The sequence below is a fragment of the Rhodocytophaga aerolata genome (assembly GCF_030503435.1).
Classification (GTDB): Bacteria; Bacteroidota; Bacteroidia; order Cytophagales; family 172606-1; genus Rhodocytophaga; species Rhodocytophaga aerolata.
On record NZ_JAUKPO010000003.1, the window covers coordinates 177,455 to 197,473 of the forward strand.

General features: G+C 40.8%; 10 protein-coding genes. 2 read left to right on the forward strand and 8 right to left on the reverse strand.

The window, feature by feature from the left end; genetic code table 11:
* Nucleotides 1-25: 25 nt before the first annotated feature.
* Nucleotides 26-3,757: a sensor histidine kinase gene (locus tag Q0590_RS07580; RefSeq protein ID WP_302036906.1), complete on the reverse strand. Its 3,732-nt coding sequence runs from the start codon at nt 3,755-3,757 to the stop codon at nt 26-28.
* Nucleotides 3,758-4,275: 518 nt separating this feature from the next.
* On the opposite strand from Q0590_RS07580, the gene Q0590_RS07585 reads away from it, so the two are divergent.
* Nucleotides 4,276-8,166 (forward strand): MBG domain-containing protein, encoded by a 3,891-nt coding sequence (locus Q0590_RS07585; protein ID WP_302036907.1) that lies wholly within the window; start codon nt 4,276-4,278, stop codon nt 8,164-8,166.
* A 24-nt stretch (nt 8,167-8,190) separates the two neighbouring features.
* Here the strand turns inward: Q0590_RS07585 and Q0590_RS07590 are convergent, their stop codons facing one another.
* From Q0590_RS07590 to Q0590_RS07620, 7 genes are all read right to left on the reverse strand, one after another.
* Entirely contained in the window at nt 8,191-9,498 is a 1,308-nt protein-coding gene (locus tag Q0590_RS07590; protein ID WP_302036908.1) for a sensor histidine kinase, read from the reverse strand.
* 95 nt (nt 9,499-9,593) lie between these two features.
* Nucleotides 9,594-10,967 (reverse strand): sigma-54-dependent transcriptional regulator, encoded by a 1,374-nt coding sequence (locus Q0590_RS07595; protein WP_302036909.1) that lies wholly within the window; start codon nt 10,965-10,967, stop codon nt 9,594-9,596.
* Nucleotides 10,968-11,095: 128 nt separating this feature from the next.
* Nucleotides 11,096-12,289: an ABC transporter permease gene (locus Q0590_RS07600; protein WP_302036910.1), complete on the reverse strand. Its 1,194-nt coding sequence runs from the start codon at nt 12,287-12,289 to the stop codon at nt 11,096-11,098.
* Entirely contained in the window at nt 12,286-13,530 is a 1,245-nt protein-coding gene (locus Q0590_RS07605; RefSeq protein ID WP_302036911.1) for an ABC transporter permease, read from the reverse strand. Before Q0590_RS07605 ends, Q0590_RS07600 begins: the two co-directional genes overlap by 4 nt.
* A gap of 109 nt (nt 13,531-13,639) precedes the next feature.
* A complete protein-coding gene (locus Q0590_RS07610; protein WP_302036912.1) occupies nt 13,640-14,305 on the reverse strand; it encodes an ABC transporter ATP-binding protein in 666 nt (221 codons plus the stop codon).
* Nucleotides 14,306-14,351: 46 nt separating this feature from the next.
* A complete protein-coding gene (locus Q0590_RS07615) occupies nt 14,352-15,602 on the reverse strand; it encodes an efflux RND transporter periplasmic adaptor subunit (RefSeq protein WP_302036913.1) in 1,251 nt (416 codons plus the stop codon).
* A 160-nt stretch (nt 15,603-15,762) separates the two neighbouring features.
* Nucleotides 15,763-16,095, reverse strand: a complete 333-nt coding sequence (locus tag Q0590_RS07620; RefSeq protein ID WP_302036914.1) for a hypothetical protein — start codon at nt 16,093-16,095, stop codon at nt 15,763-15,765.
* 282 nt (nt 16,096-16,377) lie between these two features.
* Here Q0590_RS07620 and Q0590_RS07625 point away from each other — a divergent pair, with 282 nt between their 5' ends.
* A complete protein-coding gene (locus Q0590_RS07625) occupies nt 16,378-19,929 on the forward strand; it encodes a VCBS repeat-containing protein (RefSeq protein ID WP_302036915.1) in 3,552 nt (1,183 codons plus the stop codon).
* Nucleotides 19,930-20,019 lie beyond the last annotated feature (90 nt).

Sequence of the window (20,019 nt, forward strand, 5' to 3'; positions counted from 1 at the left end):
TGGCAAGTGTTTTCTGTAAGGAGGATTATGCATTTGCTATTTCCAGATACGGCAGGAGTGGTAACTCAATAAAAAACGAAGTTCCCTGTTCTTCTTCCGTTTCAAACCAGATTTTACCTCCGGCATGTTCCACTCCACGTTTAGCTAAAGCTAGTCCTATACCAGAACCAGCATATTTAGTACTAAAGTTAGGGATAAATATTTTATTGCGGATACTTTCAGAAATACCCTTCCCATTGTCATGTATTTCTATACGTATGAAATTATTGCTTTTTTGCATGTTTACCGTTATCTCTGGTTTCCGGCCGGCAGGCACCGATTGGATACCATTCAGAATGAGGTTAGTAAATATCCGACTCATCATTTGCTGATCGCCTTTTACAAAAAAGTCTCCGGGAGGTATATCGGTTAGTATTTCTACATCTGCATCGTTGCTGTATAGTTCCACAGTTTTCTTTAAAATGCCAGCTATATCAAATAATTCTTCTTTAGGAATAGGCATTTTAGCAAAAGCTGAAAAAGAAGTAGCTATATCATTTAAGGTATCTACCTGGTCCAGCAGGGTATTGAACGACTTTTCAGCCTGGTCTTTTACTACTTCTCCCCCATTCAGCAGTTTGCGTTGCAAATGTTGTAAGGTTAGTTTCATGGGAGTAAGCGGATTTTTAATTTCATGAGCTACCTGCTGAGCCATTTCACGCCAGGCTGATTCTTTTTCACTTCGCGACAAAGCTTGCTTGCTTTCTTCGAGTTTTACCAGCATCCGGTTGTATTCGTTTACCAACAGACCTATTTCATCATCAGATTCCCATTCCAGCGGTTCGTTGTAATTATGCAGAGAAGTCTTCTGGATTTTCTGGGTAATGAGCCGCAAGGGTACGGTAAGCATTTGAGAAGCAAAGTAAGAAAATATCAGAAAACATATAAATATGGCCGTAAATATGTTCATAATGGTTGAAAGCACTTCAATGATCTGCCGGTTTAATGCTGCCTTCGATTCGAAAAAAGGAATACTGACTATGCCTATCAGCCGGTCTTTATCGTACGTACGCAAGCCTACATAGACAGAATTGTAATTTAATGTGCCTACTGATTCTGCCAGCATTACTTGTTTTTCATACAGGTCTACCAGTTTTATATAAGCCTCCGGATTGATGTACTGAGCCAGTATGCCTTCTTCATAAATTAGTGGCTGACTGGAGGCAATATACCTGCCCTGGTTATCGAAAATATTTACATCCGAGCCGGAATACCGGGCAATCTGGTTTAGCTTCAAAACCAACTCATCGTGAGATATCTTATCTTTCTCAAATCCATCTATATAAGCTCGCAGATTGTTGCTTACATTTTCGGCATTACTCAGAAAGAGGGTATTTAAGTTTTTGGTATAGGCAGAACTAACAATACTGATGGTAGCAATACTTACCACAAACAGGGGAAGGAAAAAGGCTAAATTAAGGTATATCTGAATTTTGGTAGCAAAACTTGTTTCTATTTTAGATGATCTGTAGTAGACGGTATACCCCACAATAAACAGCACAATGATCAGTACGAGTGTGAGGAATAAAAATGAAAAATTAGAGAAAATGCTTTTTATCGGATACCGCAAGGTAGAGACTACCACCCGTTTGCCATCATCCCCGTCTACAATTACATGCAGGTAGTCGCCCACAATTACACCCGGATCTCGGGCGGCAGGGTCTTCCAGCACTGTTGCATCCAAGTATCTCTTGTAATTAAAGATGCCTTCACTATGCAGAATGTTGTTGTATTTATACACTGCATAACTATATTGCTGGCTCTCGGGAGACTGTGAAAAACGTTTATCTACCAGCAACTCCGGATACACATTCTCTGGTACAATACGCTTCAGTTTCAGGTTGATAATTACATAACCTACCGGATTCTGGTCCATTTCAATGGGAATAATATTGATGTATTCCTTGGCAACATCACCTCCCAGTTCATTTACAAAAAAGAGATTGGGGTAATCGGTTTTGTATCTTTCCCTTCTGTACCGGAGCAGATAATCCCAGTAATTCATGCCCTGACTGGCGGCTTGTATGGGTTCGCCCGCAACATTAAATAGCAGTATATTTATCTCATAATTATCATACACGTGTCCCTTCAGATACAGGCGCTTAATTTTTTGTTCAACTACATCTGGGGCAATAAAAGAACCTCCGATAAGCCTGGCTTTTACTAGCGGATCATCTTTGATGAGGTTGGAAGCCTGTGTCAGATAATACTCACCTAAAATATCTTTTTCTGTAAGCAACTGGGTACCAAACCGCTGCTGGTTAATAACATTTTTTCTAAGTTCTAAATTATACACTGCATATGCACCTATAGCAGCACATATTAACCCGGTAGTAAATAAATAGATGGAAGTGGAATATTTAAAGCGGTAAAGCGATTTGGGCAACCGGAAGTGGAATATAGTAATGAGGTATATAGTATTGCAGGCGACTACAAAAGGATAATAAATATCTACCAGATAGCTAATTACTAAATACAAAGCTGCCCCCATCACTATCCAGATCACAGGCTTTACTTCACTTCCCCGGTTTATCCGGATAAACAAACTTCCTATCTGGTGAATAGCTATAAAATAAATGCCAGAGGTGAGCACAAATATGACGATGCATATAATTTTAAAAAAAGAAAATTCAATACTGGCTGTAATGTCAAGTGTTAACTGGGAGTGCAAATATATATTATGCAATACATCGAAATGCAGATACAAGACCCAGTTGCTGAGAATAACCAGAATCATGGAAAGTCCAATACAAATGTATACTGGCAGCTTAATCAGGTAATGATATAGCCGGCTTCTATAAAAGTAAGTAATTGCATAAACCATTAGTACGGCAACAGCTATTACATTCAGCAGCAAATCGCCAAGCGAAGGATTGATAGGAGATGATGCATAATATTTGGAATTAAACAAATCAAGTTCTACCCATACATTCGGAAAGTTAAAATACAGCATGGCCGCCCGGAGAGAAAACAGATAAGCAGCCAGTATTAGAAACCCCCATTCGTAACTGCGCGTCTGCTCGAGCCGGTTAAGCCATATGACTACCCGCCAGCTAATGAAAGTAAGCCCTATAATAATACTAATGACGGCTAGCAAGTACCCTAACTGTTGTGTATTAACTCCCTGGTCTGGCATCTGCACCAAAAATAACAACTGCCCGGATGGTGAGTAAATAGGGTGCTGATGCTGATATTCTACAGATTCGGTGGCAATTTCGAAAGTTTTATAAGGAATGATATCTCTATTGAGCGTAGACTGCAGGTAGTTATTCTCTATTTTATATTTTTTACTTAGAGGCAGCAGCGAAAAAATTTCAATAATCGTATTATCTTTTACAAAGCCCTTGCGGTTTACCAGATAAGTTCCATTAGTCAGATTAAAAGTTTTCAGGGAGTAATTTCCACTAATGGAGCTATAGGGAGGCACAAAGCGGTAATCTGACCAAAAAGCAAGCTTCCCATCAGTAAACACATAATACGGATACTTGGTAGGAGTATATGCACTGGTATATGAAAATTGTGGTAAACTCTCCAGCTGTTTTTTTACTAGCTGGGTTTCTTTTTCTACAATTTTTAATTCTTCAGCAACCCGGTTGTAGATAACTTCTAGCTGGAATTCTTCAGCGCCTGCACTTCCATAATATATAAAATACCTGGCTGTGGCAATGCATCCTATTACCAGAATCCCAATTAACAAAAACACATATTTCTTAGACATACTGCAATTAACTAGCTGCCGACTTCAAGCATTCCGCATAAAAATGAAGGATAAGTCTATTTTTGAACAAATAAAACAGGCTTTACTGTTCAAATACCTATCAGAATAGTCCCTCTACTAGTGAGCAATTATTGTGCATTTCTTACGAAGTTACTTATTTATATAATTTCCGGGGTAATCTGAATGATTTTTATAACACCCTATTACTCTTCCTAAACCTTTTCAAGCAAAGTAAAAACTACGGTTATTTGCCAATTTTCCACACTCCCAGCTAATATATTCCTCATTTTTCAGTTTTTGTCGCAACAAAACTACTTCTGGCTACTCGTCCGCTAAACCATCATTGGGCACCTCAAAGCTGTAAGCTTCATGTAAGATTACTTACTTTTTTTAATCAAAAAGAATATAAGAATATACAAAGAGCTTAAAACCAGACAATAATTAACTCTTACCAGCATGGAAAAAGCGTTGGTCATTCAGAGAGATAAAATCAGAAAAGGTGTATCAGTAAAGAATTAATGAAAAATATCTACGGTTTAGTATGTCTGGTAGTCAATCTCTTTTGCGGAGCCTTATACGCACAAACTGTTCCTACCGGAAAGAATGAAGCTATCCTCCTGCGTTTCTCTACACAAAATGCTGCCAAACTTGCTCCCTCCAAGTATACCATTGAACAGCAACTAGGACTAAGTAAAAAAAGTAAACTTGTACTCCAGCATTCTACCAAAGACTATTCAGGGTTCATCCATGAGCGCGTTCAACAATATCATCAAGGGGTTAAAGTAGAGTATGGCGTTTATAATATTCTTAAAAAGAACGGCCTGCTCTCCTCCGTAAGCGGAGAAAAATATAGTATAGCTGAAGAACTGAACACACAGCCTACGCTTACGGAAGAAACAGCCCTACAACATGCCTTGCAACATGTAGGAGCTAGAACATATAAGTGGCAAATACCGGAAGAGGAAGCAGCATTGAAAGTACAGGAGAAAAATACAAAAGCTACCTATTTGCCTAAGGGTGAATTAGTTATATGCAAAGTTTTTATAAACGGCAAGAGAGATGTAGAAAATGAAATGGCTTTAGCCTATAAGTTCGACATATATGCACATGAGCCATTAAGCAGAGCCTATCTATATGTAAATGCACACGATGGCAGAATTATTCACCAGGATGCTATTATTAAACATGCCACCGGCATAGCTGCGACCAGATACAGTGGAACCAAAAATATAGAGACAGAAAAACGGGATACTACCCACCGGCTACGTGATTATACCAGAGGTACCGGCATAGAAACCTATAATCTCCGCAATAGCACTTCTTATTCATTTGCTGTTGATTTTTTTGATAAAGACAATAACTGGACAGCTGCTGAATTCAATACAGATTTAAAAGATAATGCCGCCTTAGATGCACACTGGGGAGCCATGATGACCTATGATTACTTTAAAAATGTACATGGGAGAAATAGTTTTGATGGCAATGGGAAAAAAATTAAGAACTATGTGCACTACAGCAAAAATTACTCAAATGCCTTTTGGAACGGTTCAGTCATGACCTATGGAGACGGAGGTACCAACAATGGTATAGTAGTACAACCATTTGTTACATTAGATATAGTAGCCCATGAAATAAGCCATGCAATTTGCGAAAACACTGCCCGCCTTGTCTATTCATACGAGCCGGGAGCACTCAATGAAGGATTTAGCGATATATGGGCTGCCACCATTGAGTATTACGCCGATCCTTCCAAAAAAACATGGCTACTTGGCGAAGAAACGAATGTGGCCTTCCGTTCAATGAGCAACCCGAAAGAATATTTGCAACCTGACACCTATCAAGGCCAGTACTGGTATACTGGCATAGCTGACAATGGAGGAGTACATATTAACAGTGGGGTGCTAAATCATTGGTTTTATATATTGAGTGTAGGCAAAAGTGGAGTAAATGATCATGGAGATGCCTTCGCTGTAAGTGGCATTACTATGCAGAAAGCGGCCCAGATAGCTTACCGCACAGAAAGTATCTACCTGACATCAAATTCTAAATACGCAGACATGCGTAAATTCTCCATACAAGCAGCTATAGATTTGTTTGGTGAAAATTCTAATGAAACTTTACAGACGATGAATGCCTGGTATGCTGTAGGCGTGTACGACATGGAGTCTGCCCCATCCCTTCTTACAGCTACAGCAAGCGCTACAAGAGTTGAGCTTTCCTGGACGGATAACGCTACCAATGAAACAGGGTTTGTTATAGAACGGTCGCTCAAGCTGGCTCAAGACTTTGTAAAAATCGCCACTATTGGAGCAAATACTACTAGATACACAGATAAAGGCATATTATCAAACGCCTTATATTATTACCGGGTAAGAACGCAAAATGGTCAAGTTCTTTCCGGTTTTAGTAACGTAGCAAACGCAGCAATAGGTCAGCCTACCATTACTATGGAAACTAACACTATAGCTACTTGCCAAGCAGTATTTTTAGATCCGGGTGGAGCCGCCAATTATGGTAACGGACGTAAAACCACCATGACTTTTAGTCCTTCTACTCCGGGCAGTAAATTGAGTATTACTTTTTCTTCCTTTGATCTGGAGAAAGACTACGACTTCCTGATGATATACGACGGAGCAACCACCAGCGCCCCTTTTATTGGAAAATACACTGGCACTACTTTACCACCTGTTATTACAGCTAAAAATTCTGCAGGACAGCTAACATTCTATTTTGTCTCTGATGATATTATTAACAAAGCAGGCTGGGTAGCCACCTTAAGCTGCATTGGCGGATCTATACCGGCACCAATTGTTAACAGTTTCAGCCCTGAAAGTGGAATACCGGGTTCAACAGTTATCATTAAGGGGTTGCATTTTCAGGGAGCTACAGCCGTTTATTTTAATGACACTCCAGCTGAATTTACAATAAACTCCAACACACAACTTACTGCCATTGTTCCTGCCAATGCCGGTAAAGGCACTATCCGGATTATTACCGGAACTGGTGACGGAGAGAGTAGCTCCCTTTTCACGGTAACACCCATTATTACACTAAGCGAGCTTACTTATACATATGATGGTCTGCCAAAATCTGTAAAAGTACATACCAACCCTGCTAATTTGCCGGTAACTGTTTTATACAACCAATCATCCGCTTTGCCAGTAAATGCAGGGGTATATGAAGTTACGGCTACTATTGAACATACAGCTTACCAAGGCACAATTACGGGCACACTTACAATCAACCAAGCTGAAGCTTCTATTATCCTCGGAGAGCTTACCCAGACCTATAGTGGTATTGCTTTAATTCCTTCTACTAAAACTATTCCTGCCGGTTTGCCTGTCTCTTTATCATATAATGATTTGGCTACGACCCCAGTCAATGCAGGTATCTATACAGTAAACGCTTCCATCAACAATCCTAACTATAAAGGAAAAGCACAAGGAATATTTACGATAAGTAAGGCTGCGGCCACGATACTTTTGACAAACACACAACAGACCTATACAGGTACGCCTACATCAGTAATAGCCACTACCTCGCCAGCCGGTTTATTATTTAATGTAGCCTACAACAATACTTCTTTTGCACCTACCAATGCCGGAACCTATCAGGTTTCGGCTACTATTACTAATCCTAATTACGAAGGAGCAGCTACAGGTACACTGGTAATCAACAAAGCTTCACAAACAATTGAGCTAGAACATATTGGCGATAAATATTTTGGAGATACCGGATTTACCCTACTTGCCAAAGCCAGTTCTCAATTGCCTGTTGATTATTCGATTGTAAAAGGAGCAGCCATTATTGCCAATAATGTAATAAACTTGACCGGAGCCGGACAAGTAACTATTCGTATTTCTCAGGCAGGCAATGAAAATTATATGGCTGCCACCATTGAAAGAACCATTTGTGTGAAACCAGGAAAACCAATTATTACATCTTCTCAGGCAAACACAGATAATAGTTATATATTAACATCTTCCAGCCAAGAAGGTAACGAATGGTTATTGAATGGAGAGCCTATTGTTGGGGCAACTACTCAAACTCTCCAGGTAACAAAATCAGGTAACTATGCTGTAAAAATTACAATAGATGGCTGTACGAATGTCTCCGAAGAAGTGACTATTACTGTACCCACTAGTCGTATACCAGCAGTTGCTATTCAGGTATATCCCAATCCGGCATCAGACAAAATAGCCATTGATATCACTCATATGACCGGAGCTCTGGAATGTATAACTACTGTGTACAACATTATGGGAGAAAAAGTAGCTGAAAAAGCAATGAATCCACAATCCGGCGGATGGCAATCTGAACTAACTATTAGCCATTTAACGCCAGGCCGGTATATTATTCAAGTAACTAATGGCCAGCAGCAGTACTCAAAAACCTTTGTAAAGCAATAAGTTTAAAGCAATATAGATGCATTGCTAAAATATGATACGAAAGGCTGTATGCTCTCCTGCTGTACTGTCAAGAGAGAAGATAAACCCATGGCGGGTCAGAATTTCCTGAATAAGCGTTAACCCGATTCCCTGCCCATTTTCTTTTGTACTAAAAAAAGGGGTGAACAAATTAGCTTTTACTTCGGCTGGTATCCCTTCTCCAGTGTCTTCTATTGATAGAATCAGTTTTTTCTCCTGCATCACCAGGCGAATAGTAATTACACCATCTTGGCCAATGGCTTCCATCGCATTTTTTATAATATTCGTAAAAACCTGCTCCATCTGGTCTCTATCCATATATACAACCGGCAGTACATCCTCCTCTACATGCCACATTAACTGGATCTTACGGTGGGCAAGATCTGCCTTAAACAACAAGGCTATGTTTTCCAGCATATCCCGGATATTGCATAGTTGCCGTTTAGGATCTGCCAGGCGGATAACATTTACATAGCTGCGCATAAAATCATTCAAATGGGCTGTTCTGGAAGTAACTACGCCTATGGCCATCTCAAAATCTTCCTGATCTGCTGGCTGTAGCTGTGTTTTGTATGTTAAGCAACTTTGTAGCAACGAATTAGCGGCCCCAATGGAATTATTGACTTCATGCGACAAAATACGGATAAGCTTTTCATAAGCTTGCTTTTCTGACAAACGTAACTCTTCAGTCAGTTCTTCCATCAAATAAAAGTAGCGTTGAAAACCCTGATCATAAAAGTCGGATTTAGTACAGCGGATTTTTCTTCTGGATGGCAGCGTAATTACTTCTGAACGGCCAGCCTCCAGGGTAGCCAGCGCCTGGCTAAGTAGATTACTGGCGGCTTGAATGGGTTTTCCGGTTAGCTGAGCAAGGGGCTTTTCCAATAAACGTTCGGCATATGGATTAATCAAAGCAATATTTTCATCAAAATCCAATGTAACAATGCCGAAAGGGGCGGCACCAATTATTTTTTCCAGAAAAAAATGTTTCTCCTGCATCCGCTGCCGTTCATATTGCAGGTTGGTTAACATCCGGTTATAAATATTTACGATTGAATCAACCTCTGCCTGTCCGGTATGATGAAAGGCTGTGCTGAAATTGCTGTCTTTAATCAGATCTATTCCTTTCATGACCATATCCAATGGTTTGAAAAAGCTTTTCAGCAGATACATTGCTACACCGAAAGAGATAACTAGCAATACCTCTACTGCCAGCAACCATAGCCGGTTATTACGCAGCAAGTATACCATCAGTCCTGCAAAAATAACATGGATACTTACCCAATAAAGAATAAACTTTAAGCGGAGAGACATAAAAATAGGCTAATAAGTTTAGGTATAGGCCTGCTGATACACAACATACCTACTTGATTCTGCAAAACGATGGCTATTGTTAAATAAGCTAGTCCTCAAACCCTAATTCCATATTTCTCCAGCCGGCGGTACAAGGCAAAACGGCTCATACCTAAAGATTCTGCTATTTTGGTAATGTTCCCCCCATGATGTGTAATAGTTTTCAGGATCATCGCCTTTTCCATATCTTCCAAAGACATACTTCCTACTTCAGGCAAGGTATCTTTAGGAGCTACAGTTGTGGGTTGCATGGCAGTTGCCAGAGAAAAATCTTCAACCTGTAACGACTGGCCACTTGCCATAATTACTGCCCGTTCTATGGTATGTTTTAGTTCGCGGATATTCCCAGGGAAATTTTTAGCTTGCAACCACCGCAAGGCTTGTTCGCTGATTGTTAACTTTTCGCGGCGGTAAGTTTTCGCGGCTTGTTGTAAAAAATGCTGAGCCAGTAAAGGAATATCTTCCCGCCGTTCTCGAAGAGCTGGTAAATGTACAGTAATGAGATTGAGGCGATAGTATAAATCCTCCCGGAACTCTTCTCTGCTTATCATCTCCAGCAGATTTTTGTTGGTAGCAGACACCACCCGTACATCTACATGGCGGCTTTTGTTGGAGCCTACTACTTCAAACGTACGTTCCTGCAACACACGAAGCAATTTCACCTGGCAACTAAAATCCAGGTCGCCTATTTCATCCAGAAAGATAGTACCAGTATGAGCTTCTTCAAATCTGCCTTTGCGGTCGTTGCGGGCATCCGTGAAAGCCCCTTTCACATGGCCGAACAATTCACTTTCGAACAAAGTGGAAGGAATACTTCCCAGGTTTACTTTTACCAACGGTCTGTTTTTTCGGACACTATTTTTATGAATGGCATCGGCAATCACTTCTTTGCCGGTACCGCTTTCGCCAGTAATTAATACAGAAGCATCGGTAGCACTTACCCGCCCCAGAATTTGCAACAGCTGAAGTAATTTTGGGTCTTTGCCTACCACTCCTGTAAAATCATACTGTTTATCTAACTCATCCCGCGTTAAGACGGCCGTACTAGTACCTAAGGCTGCCAGGCCTAAGGCCGTTTTCACGGAATGAATAATTTGCTCATTCGTCCAGGGTTTGGTAATAAAATCAGCGGCTCCAGCTTGCATGCCCGATACTGCCAGTGAAATAGTACCCCAGGAAGTGATAAGGATAACCGGAATATGTGGAAAAAGGTCTTTTATTTCATGTAACAAAGCCAAACCTTCATTGCCAGTGGTTTGCCTGGAAAAATTCATGTCCTGCAATACAAGATCTATCTTTTCCTTCTTCAGCCAATTTAATGCTTCTACAGGCGATTTAGCTGTACGCGTGGTATATCCTGCCTGCTTTAATACTAATCCTAAGGAAAGCAATACAGAACTATCGTCGTCTACAATTAATATGGTTTGCATCGAAAATGAATAGATAAAGGAAATATATCACTTTTGTTATCAGTTTAACGGGACAGATGTTAGCCTCTGCTTATTGATAAATTTAACCAAATTTCAACTATTGTAGCAATACTACTTATACTGCTTAATTACTCTGCATGGAGAGCTTCTGTCGGTTGAACTTTGGTTGCAAGCCAGCTGGGATATAGTCCACAGATGATGGCTACCAAATAGATAAATACAACAGATATAACTAAAGCAGTCATATAAACCTTGGCACTGATGAAATCAATAATACCTAACAGGGGGAATTGCATCACGAGTAGTACGCCTAGCAGCATTCCTAAAGAAGCAATCAGCAAAAGTTCCAGTAATATCTGCGTAAAAATATGTGTAAGCGTAGCTCCAGCTGCGCGCCGCAACCCTATTTCATTGGCACGGGCCGTTACATTCTGCCAGATCACCCCAATTAGTCCCAGGCTGACGCCCAGAATTAGGAAAGCTGCTATAATGCCTAGCACAATAAGCGGAGTCAGATAAAATAGTAAGTGGCTGCGGTGGGCTTCTGCCAAAGACTCTACTTCATACGACCATTCTCCAACTGTATTTTGCAGGCGGGTAACCAGTTTTTCTTCAAACTGGGCAGTGGTACCGGGGCGCAGTTTTATTACCAGCTGGCTGGGTAGGGTAAAATTAACTGTATCATACATACTGGCTCTTTCAAAAAAATAATTGGTTAAAGGAGCTAATTCTCCATTCTTACGGAATTCAGCTATCACTCCTACTACAATTTTTTCTTTTTCACCCGGCCCCACTTCAAACAGCGGCTTACCAATAGGATCTTGATCTCCGAACAGCTCTTTGCTTAGACTTTCATTAATTACTACTAGATTGGCTTTGGCTGCTTCATCACTTTTTTCAAACCAGCGGCCTCTGGTTATTTTTAAATCAAGCACATCCTTTAATTCATCTGTAACCGTATTGATATGTACACTCACTTTTCTGCCATTAATTCTGTAATTATTATTATAGTCTGGTGCACTAAAAGGAAGAATGAACATACCCCCTACTTCTTCTACTTCGTCGAAAGACTTCAGTGCCAGGAGTAGTTGCTGCGTTTTTTCAATTTTTTGTTGTGGGGCAATACTCTGCTGCTGGGTATCCATTACGATGCTCCATACATTTTCATAGGAAAAGCCTAAAGGTTTGTTGTAATTATCTACATAAAAAACACCCAATGTAGTAACCACATAGAGCACTAGAAACGCAAAGAATATTTCGAGCATAATCAGAAAGTTACTCCGCTTCCGGTTCCAGGTTAGTTTTAATAAGTGGCGTATCATTTCATACCTCCTTTCAAAGCTTCTACCGGATGCAGCCGCGACATACGCCAAGCTGGATATACTCCGGAAATAATTCCAAAAATAATCATCATCAGAAATGCATATATAAATATCCGGTAATTTAACCCGAATTGTGCGTAGGGAATCCAACCTGTATTATTGATGTAGGAAAGTACTAAGCTGGAAAGAATGAAACCTAACAAACCGCCAATAATGGTTAACAGAATATTTTCCACAATAAACTGCCCCACTAATGTTAGAGAAGAAGCCCCAAACGCCTTACGGACCCCTATTTCAGAAGCCCTTTCCATGATGCGGCTAATATTAATATTTACCAAATTGATCGTTGGCAGAATAATAAACATTACTGCTAACAACACCAGAATGCTGATAAGTGTACCAGTCCGTGGATCATCTGCTCCTCCCTCTAGATTTCTTGCGAAAGATTCAAAATAGGTATCGGCACCAGTAAGTATACGCGGAAATTTTTTTGGATCGGGTAGCTGTACTTTCGTTAAATTGGCCTTAAAATCTGACCGGATAAGATCCAGGTCTTGTTCACTCTTCGCTAGAATAGCCGCCATAAAACCACCAGTAAATGTTTCTTTGTATCCGGAGGTTTTAAATGTGCTCAATGGTACCCAAACGTCCGAAAAGGGAGTCATCCGGATAATGGGTGCATTTTTTACAACGCCTATTATATTGAAGTTCTGTCCTTCCATCGTAATGCTTTTACCCATGGCTGACTCTCCATTAAACAATTTTTCCCTGGTTGCTTCATTAATTACGGCTACAAAATTGGCTTTTTGTTCATCTTCTCTGGTAATGGGGCGGCCTTCCAGAAACTCAAAATCGAGTATTTCCCAGTATTCCCCATCTGTCCGCCTAATATAGAGTTTTACCTCTTCTCCTTTACGGTACGTAGCGGTAGATGTAAAATCAGAAAAAATGGATACTTTTTCCGCACTGGGAATGGTGCGCACATATTCGTTCAGAAATTTATAGCCGGGTTTATCAGTCATTTGAAAGCTGCCATCATCAGAAGTTAACCGGACAGTATAAACCCCCAGCATGCGATCTTGCTTGAGCTCTGGGGCATGTGGGCCGAACGTATGGTCTAAGAAAGAAGTAGCCACCGTTAGTACCAGCAAGGTAAAGCTGATGCCGAATAGGCTGATAAAGGTAAAGAACTTGCGCCGCCAGAGTACTTTCACGGCCACAAGCAGGTAATTTCGTATCATACGTAATAAGTATTGAACTAGTGAATAAGGATTAATGAAGCAGGCAGCCGATGAACCGTTAATGATTCGCTTATATTGTAATCATTATTCATTCATCATTCGCCATTTGTTAAGCTACCTGGCGGCCGTCGAAAATCCGGATAATTCGGTCAGTCATGTCGGCCATGCGTTTGTCGTGGGTCACCATAATTACGGTTGTCTGTTCCTGCTGATTAAGCTCTTTCAGAATATTCATAATCTCGTCACTCATCTGGCTATCGAGGTTTCCGGTTGGCTCATCGGCTAGCAGAATTTTTGGTTTTCCTACAATAGCTCTGGCAATAGCTACCCGTTGCTGTTGCCCACCCGATAGTTGGGAAGGAAAGTGACTTGTGCGGGATATGAGGCCTACCTTTTCCAGCGCTTCTTCTGCCATTTTGCGGCGTTCTTTATAAGACATATTGCGGTACAACAGCGGAATTTCTACATTATCTATGGCCCGCAGGTCATTAATCAGGTGGAACTTCTGGAAAATAAACCCTAGTTCCCGGTTGCGGAGATTTGCCAGGTCGCGGTCTTTATGAGAAGATACTACTTTTTCATTCAGGCTCACTTTGCCCCCGGTAGCTACATCCAGAAGCCCTATAATATTAAGCAAAGTAGATTTGCCAGAACCAGAAGGGCCCATTATAGATACAAATTCTCCTTTTCGGATAGATAAATTAATGCCTGACAAGGCTACCGTTTCCAGAGTGTCTGTCCGGTATACTTTTTCGATGTTTTCTAACTGGATCATGGGTTGTAATAAATAATGCGTATGGACGAATGATTTTTGCTTTAGCCTATTTTATGTTAATTTCCTTCAAATGAGCGTAGTTATCCATATCAGAGATAATGATTTCATCGCCTTCGGCTAACCCATTTACTATCTCCTGGTAATCAAAACTGGAGATACCTATGGTTACCGGTGTGCGTATAGCCTGGCCATCCCGGATTACAAATACTTCCGATTTACCGTCTGTATTAATCACTAAGCCTTTTTTCACTTTCAGAACATTGCTTTTGGAATCGGTAATGGCATATACATCTACCCGCATGCTAGGCCGCAGCAAGCGGTTTGACTTATCCTCCAGGGTAATTTGTGCCCGGACTACCCCATTTTCTACAGTTGGCAGAATATTAGAAATAATCCCTTTAAACAGGGTTTCGTCTAGCTTCACCTGCACAGGCATGCCAATGGTTAACCTGGAAGCATGTACATCTGAAATAGTCGCATCTACCCGGTAAGAGTTCAGGTCGGCTACTTTAGCAATAACATCCCCTTTGCGGATAGTAGCTCCTTCCGAAAGAGTTACCCAGGTAAGTACACCCTCACGGATAGCTTTAGTGGTAGCCATCTCTAGTTCTTGTTTCAATAAGGCTTCTTCTGTTTTATAGGTTTTTATTTCCAGATCTATGCCTTCCTGCTGCAATCTGGTAGATTCAATTACATTCTTTTTGGTTTCTATCAGTTCCTGAAGCTGCGTCTGTGCAGTTTCGTAATCCAGTACCATTTTGTCGTATTCATCTTTGGTTACGTACCGCTGCTCGTAAAAAGGTTTGTTTGTAACCACTTCTTCCTTTTTGGCATTCATCTCCAGCTGCTTAATTTTAATCTGGCTGTTAAGTTTAATAAGCTGATTTTCCAGAGAGGCTTTTGCCTGATATTGTGCATTGATTTTTAACGCCAGCTGATCCTTCATTTTTTCATAGGCTAGTTTGGCCGTTTCCAGGTCCAGAACCAATATAGGATCGTTGGGATGCAGCGTATCGCCTGCTTTTTTGAGGATGCGTAAAATACGGGTATCAATAGGACTGGAAATAACTTGTTCGTATTCTGGAACTACAGTACCAGAAGCAGTAATGGTAGCTTCCAGGTTACCTCTCTCTACTTTGGCAGTCCGGATCTGGGTCCGGCTGATGGAAGGAGAAATCCAGGAGATAAACCAAAAGATAGAGCCAAAAATGAATAACCCTGCCAGCGAAATCTTCAGAAGGGATTTATGCCGGGTGTTGCGGATATATTCTTGTTGTAAAGGTCTGTCGGTATTCATGGATAAGTATAGTGGAAGTACTATCTCTTATCCAAAGGGTATGCCATTAATATATTTTATTGATTTTCAGTGTATTATAACATAGCTTATATCTACAACGCAGCTTTTTGCGTGCGGATGTATAAAGGCAGGTGCGATTTCGCACATACTTATAGCTTTACTACAGAATCTTTTTCAACAGCAATAATATACCTTGCTCTGCATGACTGAAATGATGATCCTGTTGATACATTTCCTGGATTTCCTTGATAAGCCTATCTACCTCCGCTTCATTGGCAAAATACGTTGGCTTGAAATACAAAATAGTTTGTAATCTTTCATAATCTGATTGTTGCTGAAACACAGGCAGCACTTCTTTATAGGCTGTGTAGCCGGTTTTCTCAAGCAATTGGTCTACTTCTTCTGGCTTAATAGCCAGATCTGAAGAAGCGGCATAGAGCAACAGAAATGCCTGAAAATTCTGGTAAGTCCAATGGGCTATATTCTCTTTCATACGGTACTTTTGGTAAGCGACTCTTTATTGGTTAGCTATCAAACAGCAAATATAGTTAGCCAGTTATTCCTTTTACTAGCTGTGTACTTAAGAAAGATGATAAATTATTAGGCGGCTGAGTTCTATTTGATTCAACTATTTTATAAATTTATTAATTATGCCTATAACTTATCTAATACAAAAGTGCCATCCGTCTGTTTGTATTTATCTGCCCGATAACATGCCTAACGATTTATGTGCTTTTACAAGTTAGATACATTCTTGTTAATTACTGCCTGACCTATGAAGTATGTAGTTGTTTCCCTCCTGGTAGCCATTATCTTGCCTGCCTGCAAAGACAAACCCCAGGAGAATACTCTTTTTGAGTCCATTTCTTCTTCCAAAACCAATATACATTTTGCTAATACCATCACGACCAACGACAGCCTGAATGCCTTAAGTTTTGATTATATCTACAACGGTGGTGGTGTTGCTATCGGGGATATTAACAACGATAGTTTACCAGATATCTATTTTACCGGAAATCAGGTATCTGGTAAGTTGTACCTCAACAAAGGTAACTTTGAGTTTGAGGATATTACAAGTCAGGCAGGCGTTACTACTGACCGTTGGGCTACGGGCGTTTCTATGATAGATATTAATGCGGATGGGTTTCTGGATATATACATTTGTGTGGCCGGTAGAGATACTTCCCGAAGCAGCAATTTATTATTTATCAACAATGGCAATCAGACTTTCTCAGAAAAAGCCAGAGAATTTGGCTTGGCTGATACGGGCTACAGTACACATGCGGCTTTTCTGGATTACGACAAAGATGGCGACCTGGATATGTACCTGCTTACCAACGGGTACGAATCGTATGCCCGCAACAATGCCAGGCCTAAAATGCTGAAAGGCGAATCTATTACTACCGACCGGCTATACCGCAACAATGGAAATAATACATTTACTAACGTGTCTAAAGAAGCAGGCATTTTAGTAGAAGGGTATGGATTGGGAGTGGCCGTTAGTGATATTAACCAGGATGGGTGGCCAGATATCTATGTTGCCAATGATTTTATTACCAATGATATACTCTGGATAAACAATGGAAATGGCACGTTTACCGACAAAGCTGCCCAGGCGTTAAAGCACCAAAGCCACAATGGCATGGGTACCGATGTAGCTGACTTTAATAACGATGGCCTGGTAGATATCGTCGTACTGGATATGCTTCCGGAAGATAATCTACGGCAAAAAAGTATGTTCCCCAGTGTTAAATACGACCGCTTCGCCATGAACCTGCAATATGGCTACCTTCCACAATACGTACGAAATACACTCCAATTAAACAATGGCAATGGTACATTTAGTGAAATTGGGCAATTAGCCGGCATACACAATACTGATTGGAGCTGGAGCGCCCTGTTTGCCGATTATGATAATGATGGCTACAAAGACCTTTTTGTTACAAACGGCTACCGCAAAGATGTAACTGACCTAGACTTTGTGACTTATAGCCGCGAAAACGCGATGTTTGGCACCGATGAGGTAATCAGGCAAAAGAATGTAAAAGAGCTCGAGAAGCTAAAAGGGGCGCATGTACATAACTATATTTTTCAAAATAAAGGTGACCTTACCTTCAGCGATCAGTCTACTCAATGGGGTATGGCAGAACCTACGTACTCCAATGGCGCTGCGTATGCAGATTTAGACAAGGATGGTGATCTGGATCTGGTTATTAATAACATTGATAGTGAAGCTTCTGTTTACCGGAATAATACTGACCTTTACCTGAAAAATAATTACCTGCAAATTCTGTTGCAGGGAGATGCACCAAACAAAGCAGGTTTGGGCACAAAAATCCGGCTATTTCATAAAGGGCAACAGCAATATCAGGAATGTTATCCTTACCGGGGCTATAAATCTACGGTATATACACCTATCCATTTTGGATTAGGTAACCAAACGAATGTCGATTCCATAGAAATACAATGGCCCGATGGAAAATATCAACTACTGAAAAATATAAAAGCTAATCAGCAACTGGTGGTAGCTTATACTGAAGCTAAACAATTACCTGCTCCGTTTGAGAAAAAGCAATCTCAGGCCACTTTATTCACAGATGTTTCACAACATATAGGGATAGATTTTAAGCATAAGGAATCAGGTTTTGTCGATTTTAAAGTACAACCCCTGCTGCCTCATAAGTTTTCACAGAATGGTCCGGGAATAGCGGTAGGCGATGCAGATGGCAATGGATTGGATGATTTTTATGTAGGAGGCGCAGCCCGTCAGTCAGGAATGCTTTTTTATCAGACAAGCAAAGGCAAGTTCGAAGGCAAACCTATGAGCATGAAAGAGGAAGAAGACATGGGCAGTTTATTTTTTGATGCCGATAACGACGGCGATCTGGATTTGTATGTAGTGAGTGGCGGCAGCGAATTCGGAACTACTTCACCTAATTATCAGGACAGGCTATACAAAAATGATGGCAAAGGAAATTATTCAATAGATAGCACAGCTTTACCCAATATAACAGCCAGTGGCTCCTGCGTAACAGCGGCCGATTACGATAAAGATGGCGACCTGGATTTGTTTGTCGGAGGCCGTATTGTACCAGCCAGATATCCCTTAGCTGCCCAAAGCTATATCCTGCAAAATACAAATGGCAAATTTAGGGATGTAACAGCAGAAGTAGGCAAAGAAATCCAGAGCGTTGGCCTTGTGACAACGGCCTTATGGACTGACTTCGACAATGACTCTCAAACAGACTTACTCGTAGCCGGAGAGTGGATGCCTGTAAGATTTTTTAAAAATATTAACGGAAAATTTATTGCCTGGAATGCCGATGAGGGGAAAATTGATTCATCCTCCAACGACTACACCGCACAAAGTAAAACGCCAATCACTCATTCGTATGGATGGTGGAACAGCCTGGCCGCCGGTGATTTTGACAACGACGGGGATATTGATTATATAGCCGGGAACCTCGGGTTGAACTCAAAATACAAGGCTTCGCCAACAGAGCCAGTATGTGTATATGCCAAAGATTATGACAAAAATGGCAGCTTCGATCCGGTGTTTTGTTACTACATAATGGGGAAAAATTACCCTACTCACCCACGTGATGCCATGATTGAACAAATGAACGGCATTCGCGGACGCTTTACCAGATATGAAGCTTATGGAAAAGCTACCTTTGATCAGGTATTTACCAAAGATGAATTAGCCGATGCGTATGTAGTCAGAAGTGAAAATTTTGCAAGCAGCTATCTGGAGAATGCAGGCAACGGAAAATTCAATATCAAATCCCTGCCTGTGCAGGCTCAGTTCGCCCCGGTTTTTGGAATGGTTGTCGATGATATAGATAAAGATGGTAATCTGGATGTACTCATGGCAGGCAATTCGTATGCAACGGAGGTACAAACTGGCTGGTACGATGCGTCTATTGGAGTCTACCTTAAAGGCGATGGTAAAGGCAATTTTACTTTACAACCTGTTACAAAGACCGGATTTAATATAAGTAAAGATGCCAAAAGCATGGTACACCTCCCAACTAGCGATGGTTCTTCTCTGGTTCTGATAAGCTGCAACAACGACTCTTTAAAAGCTTTTACCAGTGCTATACCTAATCAGCAACAGTTATCTATAAAATTATCGCCATCAGAAGTGTATGGAGAAATTACCTATAAAGGTGGCCGCACAAGGAAAGAGGAGTTCTACTTCGGCTCTTCTTATTTATCTCAATCATCGCGTATCTGGCAGGTTCCGGCAGATGCACAAGTAACTATTTATGATGTTTATGGCAAATCTCGCAGGTTTGGAGGGACCCCTTCCGTTAGTATGAAATAACAAGAAATCGAAAAATGCTTAGCTATTCATTACGTAAATCAGCGATAAATATTCAGCCGATAGATTGCTTGTTGTGATCTACTTTAATAA